The organism is Nocardioides panacihumi (genome assembly GCF_039530925.1).
GTDB classification, from domain to species: domain Bacteria; phylum Actinomycetota; class Actinomycetes; order Propionibacteriales; family Nocardioidaceae; genus Nocardioides; species Nocardioides panacihumi.
On record NZ_BAAAPB010000002.1, the window covers coordinates 1,020,114 to 1,035,497 of the forward strand.

Here is a 15,384-nt window from a genome sequence, read left to right on the forward strand (position 1 = left end):
TCCCGCGTCAGCTCAGTGGCGTCGGTGGATCAGGACTCCACAACTGCGAGGATGTCGCGGGCGGAGAGGATCAGGAACTCCTCGCCGCCGTACTTGACCTCGGTGCCGCCGTACTTGCTGTAGATGACCTTGTCGCCGACCTTGACGTCGAGCGGAACGCGGTTGCCGTTGTCGTCGATGCGACCGGGGCCGACGGACAGGACCTCGCCCTCCTGGGGCTTCTCCTTGGCCGTGTCCGGGATCACCAGGCCGGAGGCGGTGGTCTGCTCAGCCTCGACCTGCTTGATGACGATGCGGTCCTCGAGAGGCTTGATGTTGATCGACACGTGTCGACCTCCCCTTCCAAATCAGCAGAGCCAAATCGACAGAGCACTCGTCGATGGGCGATCTGTAATTGACGTCTTCGCCTGCGTGGCTCCAGCGCCGTCGCGGGGGTCGCCGTGGCCTGCAGGCAGTTGGCACACTCGGGTCGAGAGTGCCAACCGAGACGTTAGCACTCGCCCCGAATGAGTGCCAGGGCGGTGGCGTTCGCTGTCAGCGGAGAGCACCTGAAAGAATCGCCGGATGGAGCTCGACGCGTTCTCCTGGCTGTTGACCGAGCCGGGCCAGCGGCTGCTTGCGCGAGCGTGCGAGCTGCGCGGCGAGGACCCCTTGCGCGCACACACCCTGCTGAGGAAGGACGCCGAGGCGTCCTACGTCGCCGTGGCACTCAGCCAGGCCGAGCTCCGGGCGAAGGCGGTCGCGAAGTTCGGGGCGCTCGCGGAGCGGATGTACTTCACCCCGGACGGCCTCGAGCAGGCGACCCGGCTCCGGGTCGCCGAGCACCGCGCGGCGCGGCTGGCGGCGTACGGCGCACGCACCGTCGTCGACCTCGGCTGCGGCATCGGCGGCGACCTGATCGCGGCCTCGCGGGCCGGCCTGATCGTGGCCGGCGTCGACCTCGACCCCGAGCGGGTCGCCGTCGCGCAGGCCAACCTGGACGCGCTCGAGCTCCCCGGCGCCGTCCAGGTCGCCGACGCGACGGACGTCGACCACGCGGCGTTCGAGGTGGCCTTCGCCGACCCGGCCCGGCGCGGCGCCCGCGGCCGGGTGTTCAGCGCCGAGGGATGGACGCCGCCCTGGTCGTTCGTCGAGTCGCTGCTGACCCGCGACGCCTGCGTGAAGGCCGCGCCGGGCATCCCGCACGAGCTGGTCCCGTCCGACGTCGAGGCCGAGTGGGTCAGTGACCACGGCGAGGTCAAGGAGGCGGCGCTGTGGGCCGGCGGCCTCGCGACGGTACGCCGACGGGCGACCGTGATCGGCGACGGCGGCCTCGCGACGCTGACCGACGAGGACGTCCCGCCGCCGGGATCGGGCCCTGCCGCGACCCGGCCGGTCGGCTCGTTCCTCTACGAGCCGGACGGGGCCGTGATCCGCGCCGGCCTCGTCACGACGGTCGCCGCAGGCGTCGACGGCGGGCTGGTCGACGAGCACATCGCCTACGTGACCTCCGACGAGTCGTTCCACACGCCCTTCGCGACGGGCTACCAGGTGCTCGAGGAGCTCCCCTACCGGGAGCGCGCTCTGCGAGCCGCGCTGCGCGAGCGCGGCGTGGGGCGGCTGACCATCAAGAAGCGCGGAGTCTCGGTCGTTCCGGAGCAGCTGCGACGCGCGCTCTCGCTCCACGGGCCGAACGAGGCCACAATCGTGATGACGCGGGTCGCCGGCGAGGGGACCTGCCTTCTGGTGAAGCCGTTCTGATGACCGGACCGAGATGACTGAGGAGTTCCTCGTCCTGGGTCGCCCCCCGCGACCGCCACGGCGAGGGCGCTGGGCCGGGCGCGGCCCGAGGATCGCGGTCGCGGCCGCGCTGGCCGGACTCGTCGGTTGGGCGGTGTGGCACGGCGTGGCGGACAAGCCCGGCGCGACGCCGCGGCACCCGGCGACTCCCCCCGTCCCGGGCAGCACGGAGACGGGCTTCATCGCCCACGATCCGCCGGCGGTCCCCTACCTCCGCTCCGGCACGCTGATCAGTCCCGACGGACGGGCCGTGGGCATCCCCGACGGCTCCTGGACCGACTTCACCGAGCTCGCCGACGGCCGGCTGGTGCTGGTGCAGCAGAAGAGCCTCACCGTGGTCGGTCGACAGCGCCGCAGCTACGGTCTCGACGGCGCCATCACGAGTCGCCCCGACGGAGCAGCCGTCGCCTGGACGGGGACCGACGGCCGCGTGCGCCGGCTCGACACCGGCAGCGCCGAGCCGGTCGTCGTGCCCGGCGGCCGGCAGCTCTCGCCGGCCTGTCGAGGGATCCGCATCGACGGGCGGCCGGAGCCCGGCTGGCAGACCTGTGACCGCGACGGTGGCCTGCTCAGCCCAGACGGGACCTACTTCGCCTCGGTCGGCTCCGTGTCGGTGACGCTGGCGCCGCGTGCCGACATCACGGCCGGCGTCTCCACGGCCTTCCTGGGCGTCGTCCTCGACGCGGTCTGGGAGGACGACGGGCACCTGCTCGTCGTGGTCGTCGCGGCCGACGAGGCCCGTCTGATGCGGGTCGGGGTGATCGGCGACACCGAGGACCTGATCGCCCCGGTCCGCGGCGCGAACGACCGCACCCGACCGGTGCTGGTGCTGCCGGCGACGGCCATGCAACCCTGACGCGCCCGATCGCGTCCTCCTCTCAACAGCACGAGGAGGACAGGATGTACCGCACAGCACTCGTCCACGGGGTCGACCGAGGAGGTGGGAGGGGCGTGACCGCCGACACCAGGGACGCCGAGTTCGCGGCGTACATGCATGCACGGCAGCGCGCCCTGCTCCGCACCGCCTTCCTGCTGACGGGCAACGTGCACACGGCCGAGGACGTCGTGGCGACCGCGCTCGCGAAGCTCTACCTCGCGTGGGACAAGGTCCGTGACCGCGAGTCGATCGACGGCTACGTCCGGCGGATCATCGCCAACGAGACGACGTCGCTGTGGCGGCGCCCCTGGCGCCGGCGCGAGATCGCCGCCGAGGTGCTGCCCGAGCACGGCCGCGAGGACGCGTACGACGACGGGCGGGCCGCCGCCGTCTGGGAGGCGGTCTCGTCGCTGCCGCCGCGGCAACGCGCCGTCGTGGTGCTGCGCTACTACGAGGAGCTGAGCGAGGCGGAGATCGCCGACGTGCTCGGCATCTCGCCCGGGACGGTCAAGTCCCAGGCCAGCCGGGCGCTGGCCACCCTCCGCACGAACCACCCGACCCTCGCCTCAGGGCTGGAGGAGCGATGAACGACATCAAGGACGCACTGACCAGGATCGCCGACGGTTCCGCGCCCGACCGGCTCTCCCTCGAGCACGTGCAGGGCCGCGCCCGCCAGATCCGCCGCCGTCGTACGGCGACCGCGATCATCGGCTCCGCCGCCACGGTGGCCGTCATCGCCGGTCTCGGCGTTGCCGTGATGCCCTCGAGCTCGCACCGCGGCGCCGTGCCCCCCGCGACCCAGAGCGTGTCGCCGTCGCCCACCACGGCCGGCGACGCGAACGCGGTCGGGCCGGTCCACCACGTCAAGCTCGACGTGCCGGCCGAGCAGACCTTCGGCAGCGACCCGCAGGTGCCCTACTGGTCGCAGGGGCAGATCATCGACACCGACGGCACCGCCACACCGCTCCCGGACCGGCCGTTCACGTTCGCCAAGGACCCGGTCTCGGGCGGCTGGGTCGTGGTCCGCGTGGGTGAGGCCCACGCGGAGATGGTCCGGATCGACGCGAAGGGCGCCCTCATCGGCAAGCCGGTCCCGACCTTCGAGCACGGCCTGGCCGTCGGCCCCGACGGGCAGCTCACCACGCTCACCCAGGCGCAGGGCCACTGGACGCTGACCGTCGGCCAGGACCAGGTGTCCCTCGGCCGGACGATCGAGTGGGCGGCCATCAAGGGCTTCACACCCAAGCGCGAGGTCGTGCTCGACATCGACGGCGCCGCCCGCCTGGCGGACGCCTACAACGGGATCGTCACCGACCTCCCGGGGGCGGCCACAGCCGTCCCGTCGTCCGCCTACCCCCTGACCGCGATCGGGCGCGAGGACGGCACGTGGGTCGCACAGCGCGAGGACGGCACGACGCAGTGGGGCCTCGACTGGGCCGGGGTGAACTCCTTCAGCCCCGACGGCCGCTACGTCGCCCTGGTCGGCGACCCGCAGCACCGGATCGCGGGCAGCGCCGACTGGGACTCCGAGCACGCCACGAGCACGATCTGGGTCAGGACCGCCGCCGACCTGCTGCCGGTCGCTGCCTTCGTCGCACCCGACGGCGGCTACTTCTGGAGCTGGACGTGGGACGGTGACGACCTGCTCGCGACGGTGTTCCTGAAGGGTCAGTGGAGCTTGGTGCGGCTGTCGCCCGACGGCTTCACGGTCGGGCGCGCCACGGCTCAGCCGGGTGGCGGTGAGGCGCCGGCGTACGTCTTCGGGGCCCACTGACCCCCGCGTCCGTGACATCCGTCAGGGGTGCGGCGTGATGTTCGTCCGGACCTCGCCGAGAGCGTCCTGAGCGACCCCGCGCGGCCGATACGTTCGTGCCCATGTTCGCTGCGCTGGGCCGCCTGGCCTCTCGTCGTCCGTGGTACGTCATCGCCGCCTGGATCGTGTTGACGGTCCTCGTCGTCGCCTTCCACCCCAAGGTCAAGTCGGTGACCGACCAGGCAGACTTCCTGCCCTCCCACTACGAGTCGATCAAGGCAGCGACGCTCACGTCACACGCCTTCCCGTCGAAGCAGGAGGTCGGCGCCACGGTCGTGTTCGACCACGAGGACGGCTCCGCCCTCTCGGCGGCCGACGTCGCCAAGATCCGCGAGATCGCGAAGGGCCTCACGGTCGGCTCGGCGTTCAGCACGATCGAGGACCCGATCGTCGGCAAGGGCAACGAGGCGGCGATCGTCAACATCGACCTCGCCGACGGCGTCACGGGCCAGAAGCAGTCCGACCTCGACCAGGTCAAGGGCCTACGCGACCAGATCACCTCCGCGGCCCAGGGCACCGGCCTGCGTACCGGTGTCACCGGCTCCCTCGCCCAGAGCTACGACCAGTCCCAGTCCGGCAGCGCGGCCGAGGCGATCGTCGGGCTCTCGACGGTGCTGCTGATCGTCGTCCTGCTGTCGCTGATCTTCCGCAGCGGGCCGATCACGGCCCTGCCGATCTTCGTGATCGGCCTGTTCTTCTCCCAGGTGGCGACCGGGCTGGTCGACTTCGCGACCAAGTGGTTCGGCCTCCAGTCCGACGACAGCACCAGCGTCATCATGATCGTGGTGCTCTTCGGCATCGGCACCGACTACATCCTGTTCTTCCTCTTCCGCTACCGCGAGCGGGTGCGGGAGGGGGTCGAGCACCGCGAGGCCGTGGCGTACGCCGTCGAGCGCGCCGGTGAGGCCATCGCCTCGGCCGGTGGCGCCGTCTTCGTGGCGTTCATGACGCTGGTGTTGTCCTCGCTCGGCATGTTCCGCTCGATCGGCCCGACCCTGGCGATCGGCGTCGCGGTGACCCTCGTCGGCTCGCTCACGCTGGTGCCGGCGTTCGTCGCGCTCATCGGCCCGCAGGTCTTCTGGCCGGCGCTCGGCTGGCGCGACGTCCCGCACTCGGCCGGCGGCCGCAAGCGCGTCGTGTCCAACGTCGTCTTCGTCGTGCTCTTCGTGCCGTACGTCGTGCTCAGCCTCGTCATCGGCGCCGTCATCTGGCTGTTCGGATGGCCCGGTCGGGCCCGCCGCAACCGCGGCACGGCGCCCGTCAAGCGTCAGGGGGCCGGACTCGGTCGCCTCGCCGACGCGGTGGCCGCGAGGCCGGCCCGCTACGCGGCCGTCTCCGGCGCGGTCCTGGTGCTGTTCTCGATCTTCGCGCTCAACTTCCAGCCGCTCTTCAACATCGACCAGTCCAGCTCGTCGCAGAAGGTCGAGTCGGTCGAGACGCAGCAGCGGATGGAGGACAAGGGCTTCAGCGCCGGCGCGACCCAGCCGACCCTGGTGCTGCTGCACTCCGACTCCGGCCCGCTCACCCAGGACCAGCTCGCCACCTTCGGCGCGAAGCTCGGCTCGATCCGCGGCGCGACGCTCGCCTCGAGCGACCCGTCCGTTCCGGCCGTCGTACCTTCGCCCGGCGACCCGAGCACGGCGATCGCGCAGCTGCTGCTCGACAAGGACCCGTCCTCCGACGCGGCGATCGCCGCGGTCAAGGACCAGATCCGGCCTGCCGTGCACGCCGCGGCCCCCGAGGGCACGGAGGCGTACGTCGGCGGCCTGACGTCGGTGTTCGTCGACTTCAAGGCGGCGATGAACCGCGACTACACCGTCGTCTTCCCCGTCGCCGCCCTGATCACCCTCGTCATCCTGATGCTGGTGCTCCGATCACTGGTCGCGCCGTGGTACCTGATGATCTCCGTCGGCCTGGGCTTCACCGCCACGCTCGGCGCGACGACGCTGCTCTTCCAGAACATCAAGGGCGACGAGGGGCTGCTGTTCATGCTGCCGATCCTCATCTACCTGTTCGTCGTCGCGCTCGGCACCGACTACAACATCTTGATGGTGACCCGGTTGCGCGAGGAGGCCCGCGAGGGACGGGACCCGCGAGAGGCCGCTGCGTGGGCGATCCGGCACGCCGGCCCCACCGTCGCCGCCGCGGGCGTGATCCTCGCCGGCACGTTCGCCTCGCTGATGCTGGCGGGCAACAGCTTCATGCTCACCATGGGCTTCTCGGTCGCGTTCGGCATCTGCATCGCGGCGTTCGTGATGGCGATGGTGTTCACGCCCTCCCTGACCGCGCTCATCGGCCACGCCGCCTGGTGGCCCGGCCACGGGGACGAGAAGACCCGCGAGCCGGAGGCGCCGCACCAGCTGACCGGCGTCTGAGCGGACCCCGTTCGCCGGACGTCATACGGGGTGGTCGCCAGAGCAACCACCCCGTATGACGTCCGGAGAGCCCGCGGACCAGGACGTCATACGGGGTGGTTGCCAGAGCGACCAGCTCGTATGACGTCCGGGGAGCCGTCAGACGAGGACGCTGGTGATCGGCTGCGACGAGTCGGCCGGCAGGTCGAGGGCCGACGGGGTGCGGCCGCGCGCGACCATCTCGGAGCCGAGGGCGGCGACCATCGCGCCGTTGTCTGTGCACAGTCCGGGCCGCGGCACCCGGACCCGGATGCCGAGGGACGCGGCGCGGTCCTCGGCGAGCACCCGCAGCCGCGAGTTGGCCGCGACGCCTCCCCCGATGACGATGTCCTCGATGCCCTCCGATGAGGCGGCGTCGAGCGCCTTGCGCACGAGGACGTCGCAGACAGCCTCCTGGAACGACGCGGCGACATCCGCGACGGGCACCGGCTCCCCCGACCGCTCGCGCGCCTCGACCCAGCGCGCGACAGCCGTCTTGAGGCCGGAGAACGAGAAGTCGAAGCGGTGCCGCTCGAGATCGTGGCGTGCGGTCAGACCGCGCGGGAAGTCGATCGCGACCGAGGAGCCCGACCGCGCCTCGCGGTCGATGACGGGGCCTCCCGGGAAGCCGAGGCCGAGCAGCCGGGCGACCTTGTCGAACGCCTCCCCCGCCGCGTCGTCGATCGTCGCGCCCATCGGCTCCACGCCGGTGGTCACGTCGGTGATGCGCAGCAGCGACGAGTGGCCGCCGCTGACGAGCATGGCGATCGCCGGCTCCGGCAGAGGACCGTGCTCGAGCTGGTCGACCGCCACGTGCGCCGCCAGGTGGTTCACGCCGTAGATCGGCTTGCCCAGCGCGAACGCGAGCGCCTTGGCCGCCGCGACGCCGACCAGGAGGGCGCCGGCGAGGCCGGGGCCGCTGGTGACCGCGATCGCGTCGACGTCGTACGGCCGGATGCCCGCCGTCGCGCACGCGCGCTCGATGGTCGGGACCATCGCCTCGAGATGCGCGCGAGAGGCGACCTCGGGCACGACACCGCCGAACCGTGCGTGCTCGTCGACGCTGCTGGCCACCGCGTCCGCCAGCAACGTGTGGCCGCGGACGATGCCGACGCCCGTCTCGTCGCACGAGGTCTCGATGCCGAGGACGAGGGGTGCGTCGGCCGTCATGGTCCCCATTGTGCCGTGCTCGCACCCGCGCCGATCGGGCCATGGGTCCCGAATGACCTTTTCACCCTCCCCAACAGGGGATCCGTCGACTAGTTTCCGACCACCACCCCTTTTACCTTCGGAGAAAGCATGAGACACATCTCCCGCTGGGGCGCGACCACCGTCGCCGCCTCGGCAGCCTTGCTGGCCACAGGCCTCGCGCCGGCAGCCCACGCCGCCGGCCAGCTCAACCCGGCGTCCAGCTTCGCCTACACGGTCAACCAGGACGGCACCGTGGTGGCGCCGACCGACGGCAGTGCGATCCCGAACATCGACTCGGTGAAGTCGACGATCCGCGCCTACTACGGGGCGGTCAAGGGTGACAACCCCGCTCACGCGGTCGACCCGACGACGGCAGCCACGATCTACCTGCCGAACCTGACGAACTCGGCCTATGCCAAGAACACGATGGCCGTCGCAGCGAACATCACGAGCGGACTCCCGGCCGACGGCACCGGCAAGGCGGTCGTCTTCGACATCGACTCCACCCTGCTCTCCGACTACGCCAACGAGGAGGAGATGAACTACAACTACTCCCCCGCGTTGAACGCCAACTGGGTCAACAACGGGCTCATGCCGGCCGTGCCCGGCATGGTGAACGCGGTCAAGACCCTGGCCGCGGAGGGCTACGCGATCTACGGGATCACGGGCCGCCCGGCGGGTCAGGAGGACGCCACGATCGCCAACCTGACCAACGTCGGGTTCACCGGCGCCGGCGGCCCCCTGTTCGACAATGCCAACCTGTTCACCAAGCCGGCGGACAACGCCTCGCAGCCGAGCTACATCACCGGCTGCGCGATCGTCGCCACCGCGACCCTGCCGAAGTGCACGACGGTGCAGTACAAGGCCCAGACGCGCAAGAGCCTCGAGGACGGCGGCGCCGATATCGTCATGAACGTCGGCGATCAGTGGAGCGACCTGGAGGGTGGCTTCGCCGACGCATACACCAAGGTCCCGAACCCGACGTACTTCCTCGGATCTCCGGACCTGCCGGGCGTGAGCGAGCCGGCCATGGTGCCGCCGAGCACCTACACGATGGCTCCTGACGGCTCGACCGGCGCCACCACCACGGACGGCGACAAGATCCCGAACGAGGGCAACGTCGTCGCCCTGATCCGGGCGTACTACGGCGCCACGGGCGGTGTGGCCAACAAGACCGACTCTCCCTACATCAGCCAGCTGACGTCTCTGGAGAACAGCTGGACCCCGCAGATCGCGACCGCCTGCCAGAACGGCGCGGCGAAGGTGGCTGCGGCCCGCACGGCCCTCTCCAACGTCCGTGCCGCCGTGGCCGAGGACACCCAGATCGTGAGCGCGCTCTCCAGGGTCGTGCGCCACGCGCAGAAGGTGGTCAAGCGCTCCCACGGCAAGGCGAAGCGTGTCGCCCAGAGGAGGCTCCGGGCGGTGGAGCGAGTGCTCGCCCAGGCTCGACTCATGCTCGCCCAGGACCAGCGGACGCTCGCCGGGATCACCATCCCGAAGAGCCCCGCGGTGGTCCTCGACGCCGACGACACGACGTTGTGGACCTACGACATGGAGGACGGCTCTCCCGCTGCGGCGCACGCGGGCATGCAGTTCAACTTCAACCCCACGCTGCAGAACACCTGGGTCCAGAACGAGTGGTTCGCGGCCACGCCGGGCATGCCTGCGCTGGCCAGGGCCGTCAAGGCGGCCGGCTGCACGATCGTCGGCCTCACCGGCCGGAACACGGCCCAGCAGGACGCGACCATCGACAACCTGACCAAGGTGGGGTACGTCGACGCGGCGGGCACGCCGCTGTTCACGTCCGCGAACTACTACACGAAGTGGGTGAGCGGGGCGACTCCGCCGGCGTACATCGACTGCGGCGACGACAAGGTCTGCTCGACCATCGAGTACAAGTCCGGCACGCGTGAGTACCTGGAGACGACGAAGGGCCTCGACATCGTGGCCAACCTCGGCGACCAGTTCTCCGACCTGCACGGCGGGTACGCGGACAAGACGTACAAGCTGCCGAACCCGACGTACTACCTGCCCTGATCCAGGGGTAGCTCCAGCACGACGCCGGCGGTCCCGTCACGGTAGTAGCGGGGCCGCCGGTCGATCTCGACGAAGCCCGCGCTCGCGTAGAAGGCGAGCGCGGGCTCGTTCGTCTCCCGGACCTCGAGCAGCAGCCGCTCGGCACCCTCGGCCGTGGCCGCGGCGACGACCTCTGCGAGCAGCTCGCGCGCATGCCCCCGGCGGCGGTACGCCGGCCCGATCGCGATCCGCTGCAGCTCGGCGACCTCGAAGACGACGCTCACGATCGCATGCCCGACGAGCTCGCCGTCGACCTCGGCGACCAGGAGGCGCACCGTCGGCATGTCCCCCGCGGCGGCGATGTCCAGGTAGTCGGCCGTCCACGCGTCGTCCGGGAAGCTGTCCAGCTCGAGCTGCGTGACGGCCGCGACCTCGTCGGGGCGCGCCCGGCGGACCCTCACCGCGCAGGCCGGGCGACCGCGTCCGGCCGGCGCAGGTAGAGCGGCTCGGCGTCGAGCAGCTCCGCACGCTCCTCGGCCACGGTCCGAGCGAGCCAGCCGGCGCTCGGCCGGCCCGGGCCGACCGCGGTGGGGAACGCGTCGGGGTAGAGCAGGGCGCCCTCACCGACCACCGGACCGTCGGTGGCGAGCGTCGCGGGCTTGTCGACGACCGGCCCGGTCAGCCGCTCGCCTGAGTCCGAGTAGGTCGCGAGGTAGACCTCCTTGCGACGCGCGTCGGTGGCGACCGTGAACGGGCCCGTCACCGCGCCGGTCTCGACGGCCTCGACGGCCAGCACGTCGAGGGTGCAGACGGCGTAGACCGGGATCTCGAGCGCGTAGCCCAGGGTGCGGGCGGTGACGAGGCCGACCCGCAGTCCGGTGAACGGTCCCGGGCCGGCGCCGACGGCCACGGCCGTGAGGTCGTGACGCTCGGCGGAGACCGTCCGCAGCACCCGGTCGATGAGCGGCGCGAGCTGCTCGCCGTGGTTCATGGCGCGCTCGGAGACGAGCTCGGCGACGACGTCGGTGTCGTCGTACAGGGCGACGCTCACCTGGGGGGTGGCCGTGTCGAAGGCAAGCAGCATCAGTGAGTGGCTCCCTCGTGGTGCAGGCCGGCGTCGACGGCCGCCCAGTCGACGTCGTGCCAGCGCGGGCCGACCGGGGTGATCTCCACCCGGCGGGGGTCGAGGTCGCCGGCGAGCTCCTCGACGGTCAGCGCGCGCAGGATCCGCACCTCCAGGCGCGACTCGGCGAGCCCCTCGGCGAGCCCCTCGCCCCACTCGACGACCGTGACAGCGCGGTCGAGGTCGGCGTCGAGGTCGAGGTCGTCGAGCTCGGCACGCGGGTCGGCGCCGCCGCCCAGCCGATAGGCGTCGACGTGCACGAGCTCGGGCCCGCCGACCTCCGAGGGGTGCACGCGGGCGATGACGAACGTCGGCGACGTGATCGCGCCGCGCACCCCCAGCCCGGCACCGAGGCCCTGGGTGAAGGTCGTCTTGCCGGCGCCCAGCTCACCGGTCAGCACGAGCAGGTCACCGGCCCGCAGCTGTCCGGCGAGACGCGTGCCGAGACCGCGCATGTCCTCGGGCTCGGGCACCTCGACGACGTGGGTGCGCAGCGGGCGGCGCAGCTCGATGTTCGGCGAGCGGCGGACGATCTCGTGGAAGCCCTGCTTCTCCCAGAACCGGACGTTGCGCGGCAGCTCCTCACGCGCGATGACGGTGAGGTCCTCGAACCCGTCGGCCTGCTCGACGGCTGCCGCGACCATCGCGTGGGCGACCCCGTGCTGCTGCACCTCCGGGCGGACCGCGAAACGCCGCAGGTAGACGGTGCGACCGACCGGGTCCATGACCAGGGCCCCGACCGGGCGTCCCGCGACGCTCGCCACCAGGCCGCCGTACGGCGCCAGGAGGGCGGCCATCGTCTCCTCGGTCTCCTGCAGGGCATCCGCCGGCGGGTCCAGGGCGGGCCGTGCCCCGAAGGCCTCGCGCACGATCCCGAGGACGGTCGCGGCCTCCTCCGGACCGACCCGCCTGACGGTGACGTTCCCCAGGTCGGTCCCGAGGCCGACGGCGTTCACCGGGCCCCCGCCGCGGCCGAGGCGGCTGCGACCAGCTGGTCGAGGGCGGCATTGACCTGCCCGTGACGCTCGAGGACGACCATGTGGCCGGCACCCTCGCACTCGACGAGCGTCGAGCCGGGGATTCGGCTGTGCAGCTTGCGGCTGTGCCCGACCGAGGTGAGCTTGTCGGCGGTCCCGCAGATGATCGTCGTCGGCACCGTGCCGAGCACGCCGACGTGCTCGAACTTGTCGAACTCCCTGAGGCCGGGGAAGAACTCCGCGACCACCTGGAACGGCGTGGCGGAGAGCATGTCGTCGACGAACTCGACATAGCCCGCCGGCACCGCGTCTCCGAACGCGTAGGCGTCGGTGACCACGGTGGCGATCGAGCGGCCGAGCCGGCGTACGCCGTCCACCGCGCGGTGCCCGCGGGCGAGGGTGCGGACCGTCCCGCCGGTGAGGCCTGCGCCGAACCGGCTCGGCACCATCGGGAAGAGCAGCCGCGACGGGTCGAGGCCTCCGGCCGTCGTCGAGATGAGCGCGACGCCGGCGACCTTCTCGCCGAACAGCTCCGGGTAGAGCTCGGCGAACGCGACGACCGTCATGCCGCCCATCGAGTGGCCCACGAGGACCACGGGCCCGTCCGGGACGACCGCGTCGATGACGCTCTTCAGGTCGCGGCCGAGCTGGTCGATCGTCCCCTCGCTGATGCTGCCGCGGCCGGACCGGCCGTGCGAGCGCTGGTCGTAGAAGACGGTGCGGACGAGGCCGCGGTACGCCGCGCGCTGGAAGTGCCAGCAGTCCAGGTTGAGCGCGTAGCCGTGCACGAACACGACCGTCAGCGCCGACCCGGATGTCTCGGGCTCGTCGATCTCGACGTGCAGCGGCACGCCGTCGTCGGCGATCACGGTGTGCGCCGGCGAGTGCAGCGAGCCGAACTGCGTCGAGTCGCCGTCGCGCCGGCCGATGACCCGGCGCCGCTGCGCCACTCGCAGCGCCGTGCCGGCCGCGGCGATGCCTGCCGCGCCGGCGACGGTGCCGGCGATGCGTGCGGTGAGGCCCATGCCTTAGTTCTCCCTGCCGTCGTCGGGCTCGTTGTCGCTTCCGCTGTCGATGACCCGTCGGGTGAGGCGCCCACCGACCCGGGTGACGATCTCGTACGAGATCGTCCCGGCCGCCTCGGCCCAGTCCTGGGCCGTCGGCTCCCCGGAGGTGCCGGGCCCGAAGAGGACCACCGGCTCGCCCGGCGAGGGCTCGTCGCCCGACAGGTCGACGACGACCTGGTCCATGCACACGCTGCCGCGGACCGGCCGGCGCCGGCCGGCGACCAGCACCTCGGCACGGTTGCCGGCGCTGCGCAGGATGCCGTCGGCGTACCCGACGGGGACCAGGCCCAGCGTCGTCGCCGCGGGGGCCACCCAGCGGCCGTTGTAGGACACCGCCGCCCCCGCCTCGACATGCTTCACGAGCGCGAGGTCGGCGCGCACGGTCATCGCCGGGCGCAGGCCGAGGTCGGCGGGGGTGAGCCCCGGCGCGGGGTCGAGGCCGTACGCCGCGATGCCGCACCTGACGAGGTCGAACCGGGCGCTCGGCCGCAGCAGCGCCGCCGCGCTGTTCGCGAGGTGGCGGACCTCCGGGCGCAGACCCGCCTCGTGGGCCAGGTCGAGGGCCTCGCGGAAGAGCTTCTCCTGCGCCTCGTTGGCGGGGTCGTCGGGCACCTCGCTGCTCGCGAAGTGCGACCAGACGCCGGTCACGACCCAGCTGCCGGCCTCCTCGCCGGCGCGGGCCCTGGCGACGAGGTCGGGCCAGTCGGCAGGCGTCGACCCGCCACGTGACAGGCCGGTGTCGATCTTGAGCTGCACCCGTGCCTTGCGGCCCGCCCGCACGGCCGCCTCGGCCAGGGCGTCGAGCTCGGCGACCGTGTAGGCGGTGACGTCGATCCCGCGCGCCACCGCGGGCATGAGGTCGTCGCCAGGGACGGTCAGCCAGCACAGCAGGTGCCCGGCGTCGCCGTCGTCGCGCAACGCGAGCGCCTCGTCGAGCGTGGCGACCCCCAGCCAGGAGGCGCCCGCCTGCCGGGCGGCACGGGCCGAGGGCAGCATCCCGTGGCCGTATCCGTCGGCCTTGACGACCACCATCACCGGCGTTCCCGTGACCTGCGCGAGGCGACGGACGTTGTGCCTGATCGCGGCGACGTCGACGACGATCTCCGCGCGGCTCATGTCTCCCAGTGTCTCACCGCGAGGTTCCTGACGACCGCGGGGATCGCGCGCGCCACGCCCGTCGCGGTGATCGGACCGCCGCCGGACGCGAGGGTGGCGGCCGCTCCGTGCAGCCAGGAGCCGACGCTCGCGGCGTCGTACGGCGACAGCCCCGTTGCCAGCAGCGAGCCGATGAGACCGGAGAGGACGTCGCCCGCGCCGGCCGTGGCCAGCCAGGCGGTGCCGGCGGTCGTGACACGCACGCGCGGGCCCGCGATCACCGTGTGGCGCCCCTTGAGGAGCACGACGCAGCCGAACCGCTCGGCGGCGGCCGTCGCGTGCCGCAACGGCGCGGCCTCGACCTCCGCGCGCTCGAGCCCGAGCATCGCGGCCAGCTCGCCCGCGTGTGGCGTCAGCACCGCCTGTGGCAGCGGGCCGGACACGTGCTGCAGCGCATCCGCGTCGACGACGAGAGGTACGTCGTCCTCGAGCGCCTCGGCCAGGTGCCGTGCCGCTTCATCACCCCCGCCGGGGCCGACCACCCAGGCCTGCACCCGTCCGGCGCCGACCACCTCCGGATGGTGCTGCTTGACCGTGTCGGCGGCGCTGCCCACGTAGCGGACCATCCCCGCGAGGCCGGCGTTGGCGCCGGCGACCGCGAGCAACGCGGCGCCGGGATAGGTCGTGCTGCCCGCGCGGACGCCGACGACCCCGCGGGTGTACTTCTGAGCGTCCGGCCTCGGGCGCGGGACGAGCCGGGCGACGTCCTCCTCGCCCAGCGCCTCGACGGGAGCGTCCGGCAGGTCCAGCCCGATGTCGACGAGCTCGACGGCGCCGCAGGCCGCCGCGGCCGGGTCGGCCAGATGAGCGATCTTGTGGGTGCCGAAGGTGACGGTGAGGTCGGCGCGCAGGTGCATCCCCGTGCACTCCCCGGTGTCGACGCCGAGACCGCTGGGGACGTCCACGGCGACCAACGGGATCGCCTGGTTGATCGGGATCACCGCCTCCGCCACCGCGGCCGACAGACCCGGCCGGCCACCGATACCCACGACG

General features: G+C 72.3%; 14 protein-coding genes. 6 read left to right on the forward strand and 8 right to left on the reverse strand.

Annotated elements, in window-relative coordinates:
* Positions 1–29: 29 nt before the first annotated feature.
* A complete protein-coding gene (groES, locus tag ABD205_RS14110; protein WP_344045688.1) occupies positions 30–326 on the reverse strand; it encodes a co-chaperone GroES in 297 nt (98 codons plus the stop codon).
* A gap of 238 nt (positions 327–564) precedes the next feature.
* Here groES and ABD205_RS14115 point away from each other — a divergent pair, with 238 nt between their 5' ends.
* The 5 genes from ABD205_RS14115 (at position 565) to ABD205_RS14135 (ending at position 6,844) form a co-directional block, all read left to right on the forward strand.
* Positions 565–1,740 carry a class I SAM-dependent methyltransferase gene (locus ABD205_RS14115; protein ID WP_344045690.1) on the forward strand — a complete coding sequence of 392 codons (1,176 nt, stop codon included), beginning with the start codon at positions 565–567 and terminating at the stop codon, positions 1,738–1,740.
* Between the two features lie 13 nt (positions 1,741–1,753).
* Complete coding sequence (locus ABD205_RS14120; protein WP_344045691.1) at positions 1,754–2,635, forward strand: hypothetical protein; 882 nt, start codon at positions 1,754–1,756, stop codon at positions 2,633–2,635.
* 95 nt (positions 2,636–2,730) lie between these two features.
* Positions 2,731–3,243 carry a SigE family RNA polymerase sigma factor gene (locus tag ABD205_RS14125; RefSeq protein WP_344045692.1) on the forward strand — a complete coding sequence of 171 codons (513 nt, stop codon included), beginning with the start codon at positions 2,731–2,733 and terminating at the stop codon, positions 3,241–3,243.
* Complete coding sequence (locus ABD205_RS14130; protein ID WP_344045693.1) at positions 3,240–4,430, forward strand: hypothetical protein; 1,191 nt, start codon at positions 3,240–3,242, stop codon at positions 4,428–4,430. The genes ABD205_RS14125 and ABD205_RS14130 overlap by 4 nt, the downstream gene beginning before the upstream one ends.
* 101 nt (positions 4,431–4,531) lie before the next feature.
* Positions 4,532–6,844 (forward strand): MMPL family transporter, encoded by a 2,313-nt coding sequence (locus ABD205_RS14135; protein WP_344045695.1) that lies wholly within the window; start codon positions 4,532–4,534, stop codon positions 6,842–6,844.
* 138 nt (positions 6,845–6,982) lie between these two features.
* Here ABD205_RS14135 and tsaD read toward each other — a convergent pair whose 3' ends face one another.
* Complete coding sequence (tsaD, locus tag ABD205_RS14140; protein WP_344045697.1) at positions 6,983–8,032, reverse strand: tRNA (adenosine(37)-N6)-threonylcarbamoyltransferase complex transferase subunit TsaD; 1,050 nt, start codon at positions 8,030–8,032, stop codon at positions 6,983–6,985.
* A gap of 129 nt (positions 8,033–8,161) precedes the next feature.
* Between tsaD and ABD205_RS14145 the strand changes: the two genes are divergently transcribed.
* Positions 8,162–10,090 (forward strand): HAD family acid phosphatase, encoded by a 1,929-nt coding sequence (locus tag ABD205_RS14145; protein WP_344045699.1) that lies wholly within the window; start codon positions 8,162–8,164, stop codon positions 10,088–10,090.
* On the opposite strand, the gene rimI is transcribed toward ABD205_RS14145, so the two are convergent.
* The 6 genes from rimI to ABD205_RS14175 all read right to left on the reverse strand — a co-directional run.
* Positions 10,078–10,530, reverse strand: coding sequence for a ribosomal protein S18-alanine N-acetyltransferase (rimI, locus tag ABD205_RS14150; RefSeq protein WP_344045700.1), 453 nt, complete (start codon positions 10,528–10,530; stop codon positions 10,078–10,080). The genes ABD205_RS14145 and rimI overlap by 13 nt on opposite strands.
* Positions 10,527–11,153: a tRNA (adenosine(37)-N6)-threonylcarbamoyltransferase complex dimerization subunit type 1 TsaB gene (gene tsaB, locus ABD205_RS14155; protein WP_344045701.1), complete on the reverse strand. Its 627-nt coding sequence runs from the start codon at positions 11,151–11,153 to the stop codon at positions 10,527–10,529. Before tsaB ends, rimI begins: the two co-directional genes overlap by 4 nt.
* The gene (tsaE, locus tag ABD205_RS14160) at positions 11,153–12,148 is read right to left on the reverse strand and encodes a tRNA (adenosine(37)-N6)-threonylcarbamoyltransferase complex ATPase subunit type 1 TsaE (RefSeq protein WP_344045703.1); all 996 of its coding nucleotides are present in this window, start codon (positions 12,146–12,148) and stop codon (positions 11,153–11,155) included. The genes tsaB and tsaE overlap by 1 nt, the downstream gene beginning before the upstream one ends.
* The gene (locus tag ABD205_RS14165) at positions 12,145–13,194 is read right to left on the reverse strand and encodes an alpha/beta fold hydrolase (RefSeq protein ID WP_344045705.1); all 1,050 of its coding nucleotides are present in this window, start codon (positions 13,192–13,194) and stop codon (positions 12,145–12,147) included. The genes tsaE and ABD205_RS14165 overlap by 4 nt, the downstream gene beginning before the upstream one ends.
* A gap of 3 nt (positions 13,195–13,197) precedes the next feature.
* Positions 13,198–14,352: an alanine racemase gene (alr, locus tag ABD205_RS14170; RefSeq protein WP_344045706.1), complete on the reverse strand. Its 1,155-nt coding sequence runs from the start codon at positions 14,350–14,352 to the stop codon at positions 13,198–13,200.
* The coding region (locus ABD205_RS14175; protein ID WP_344045708.1) for a bifunctional ADP-dependent NAD(P)H-hydrate dehydratase/NAD(P)H-hydrate epimerase at positions 14,349–15,384 on the reverse strand (1,036 nt) is incomplete at its 5' end. The genes alr and ABD205_RS14175, both read right to left, overlap by 4 nt.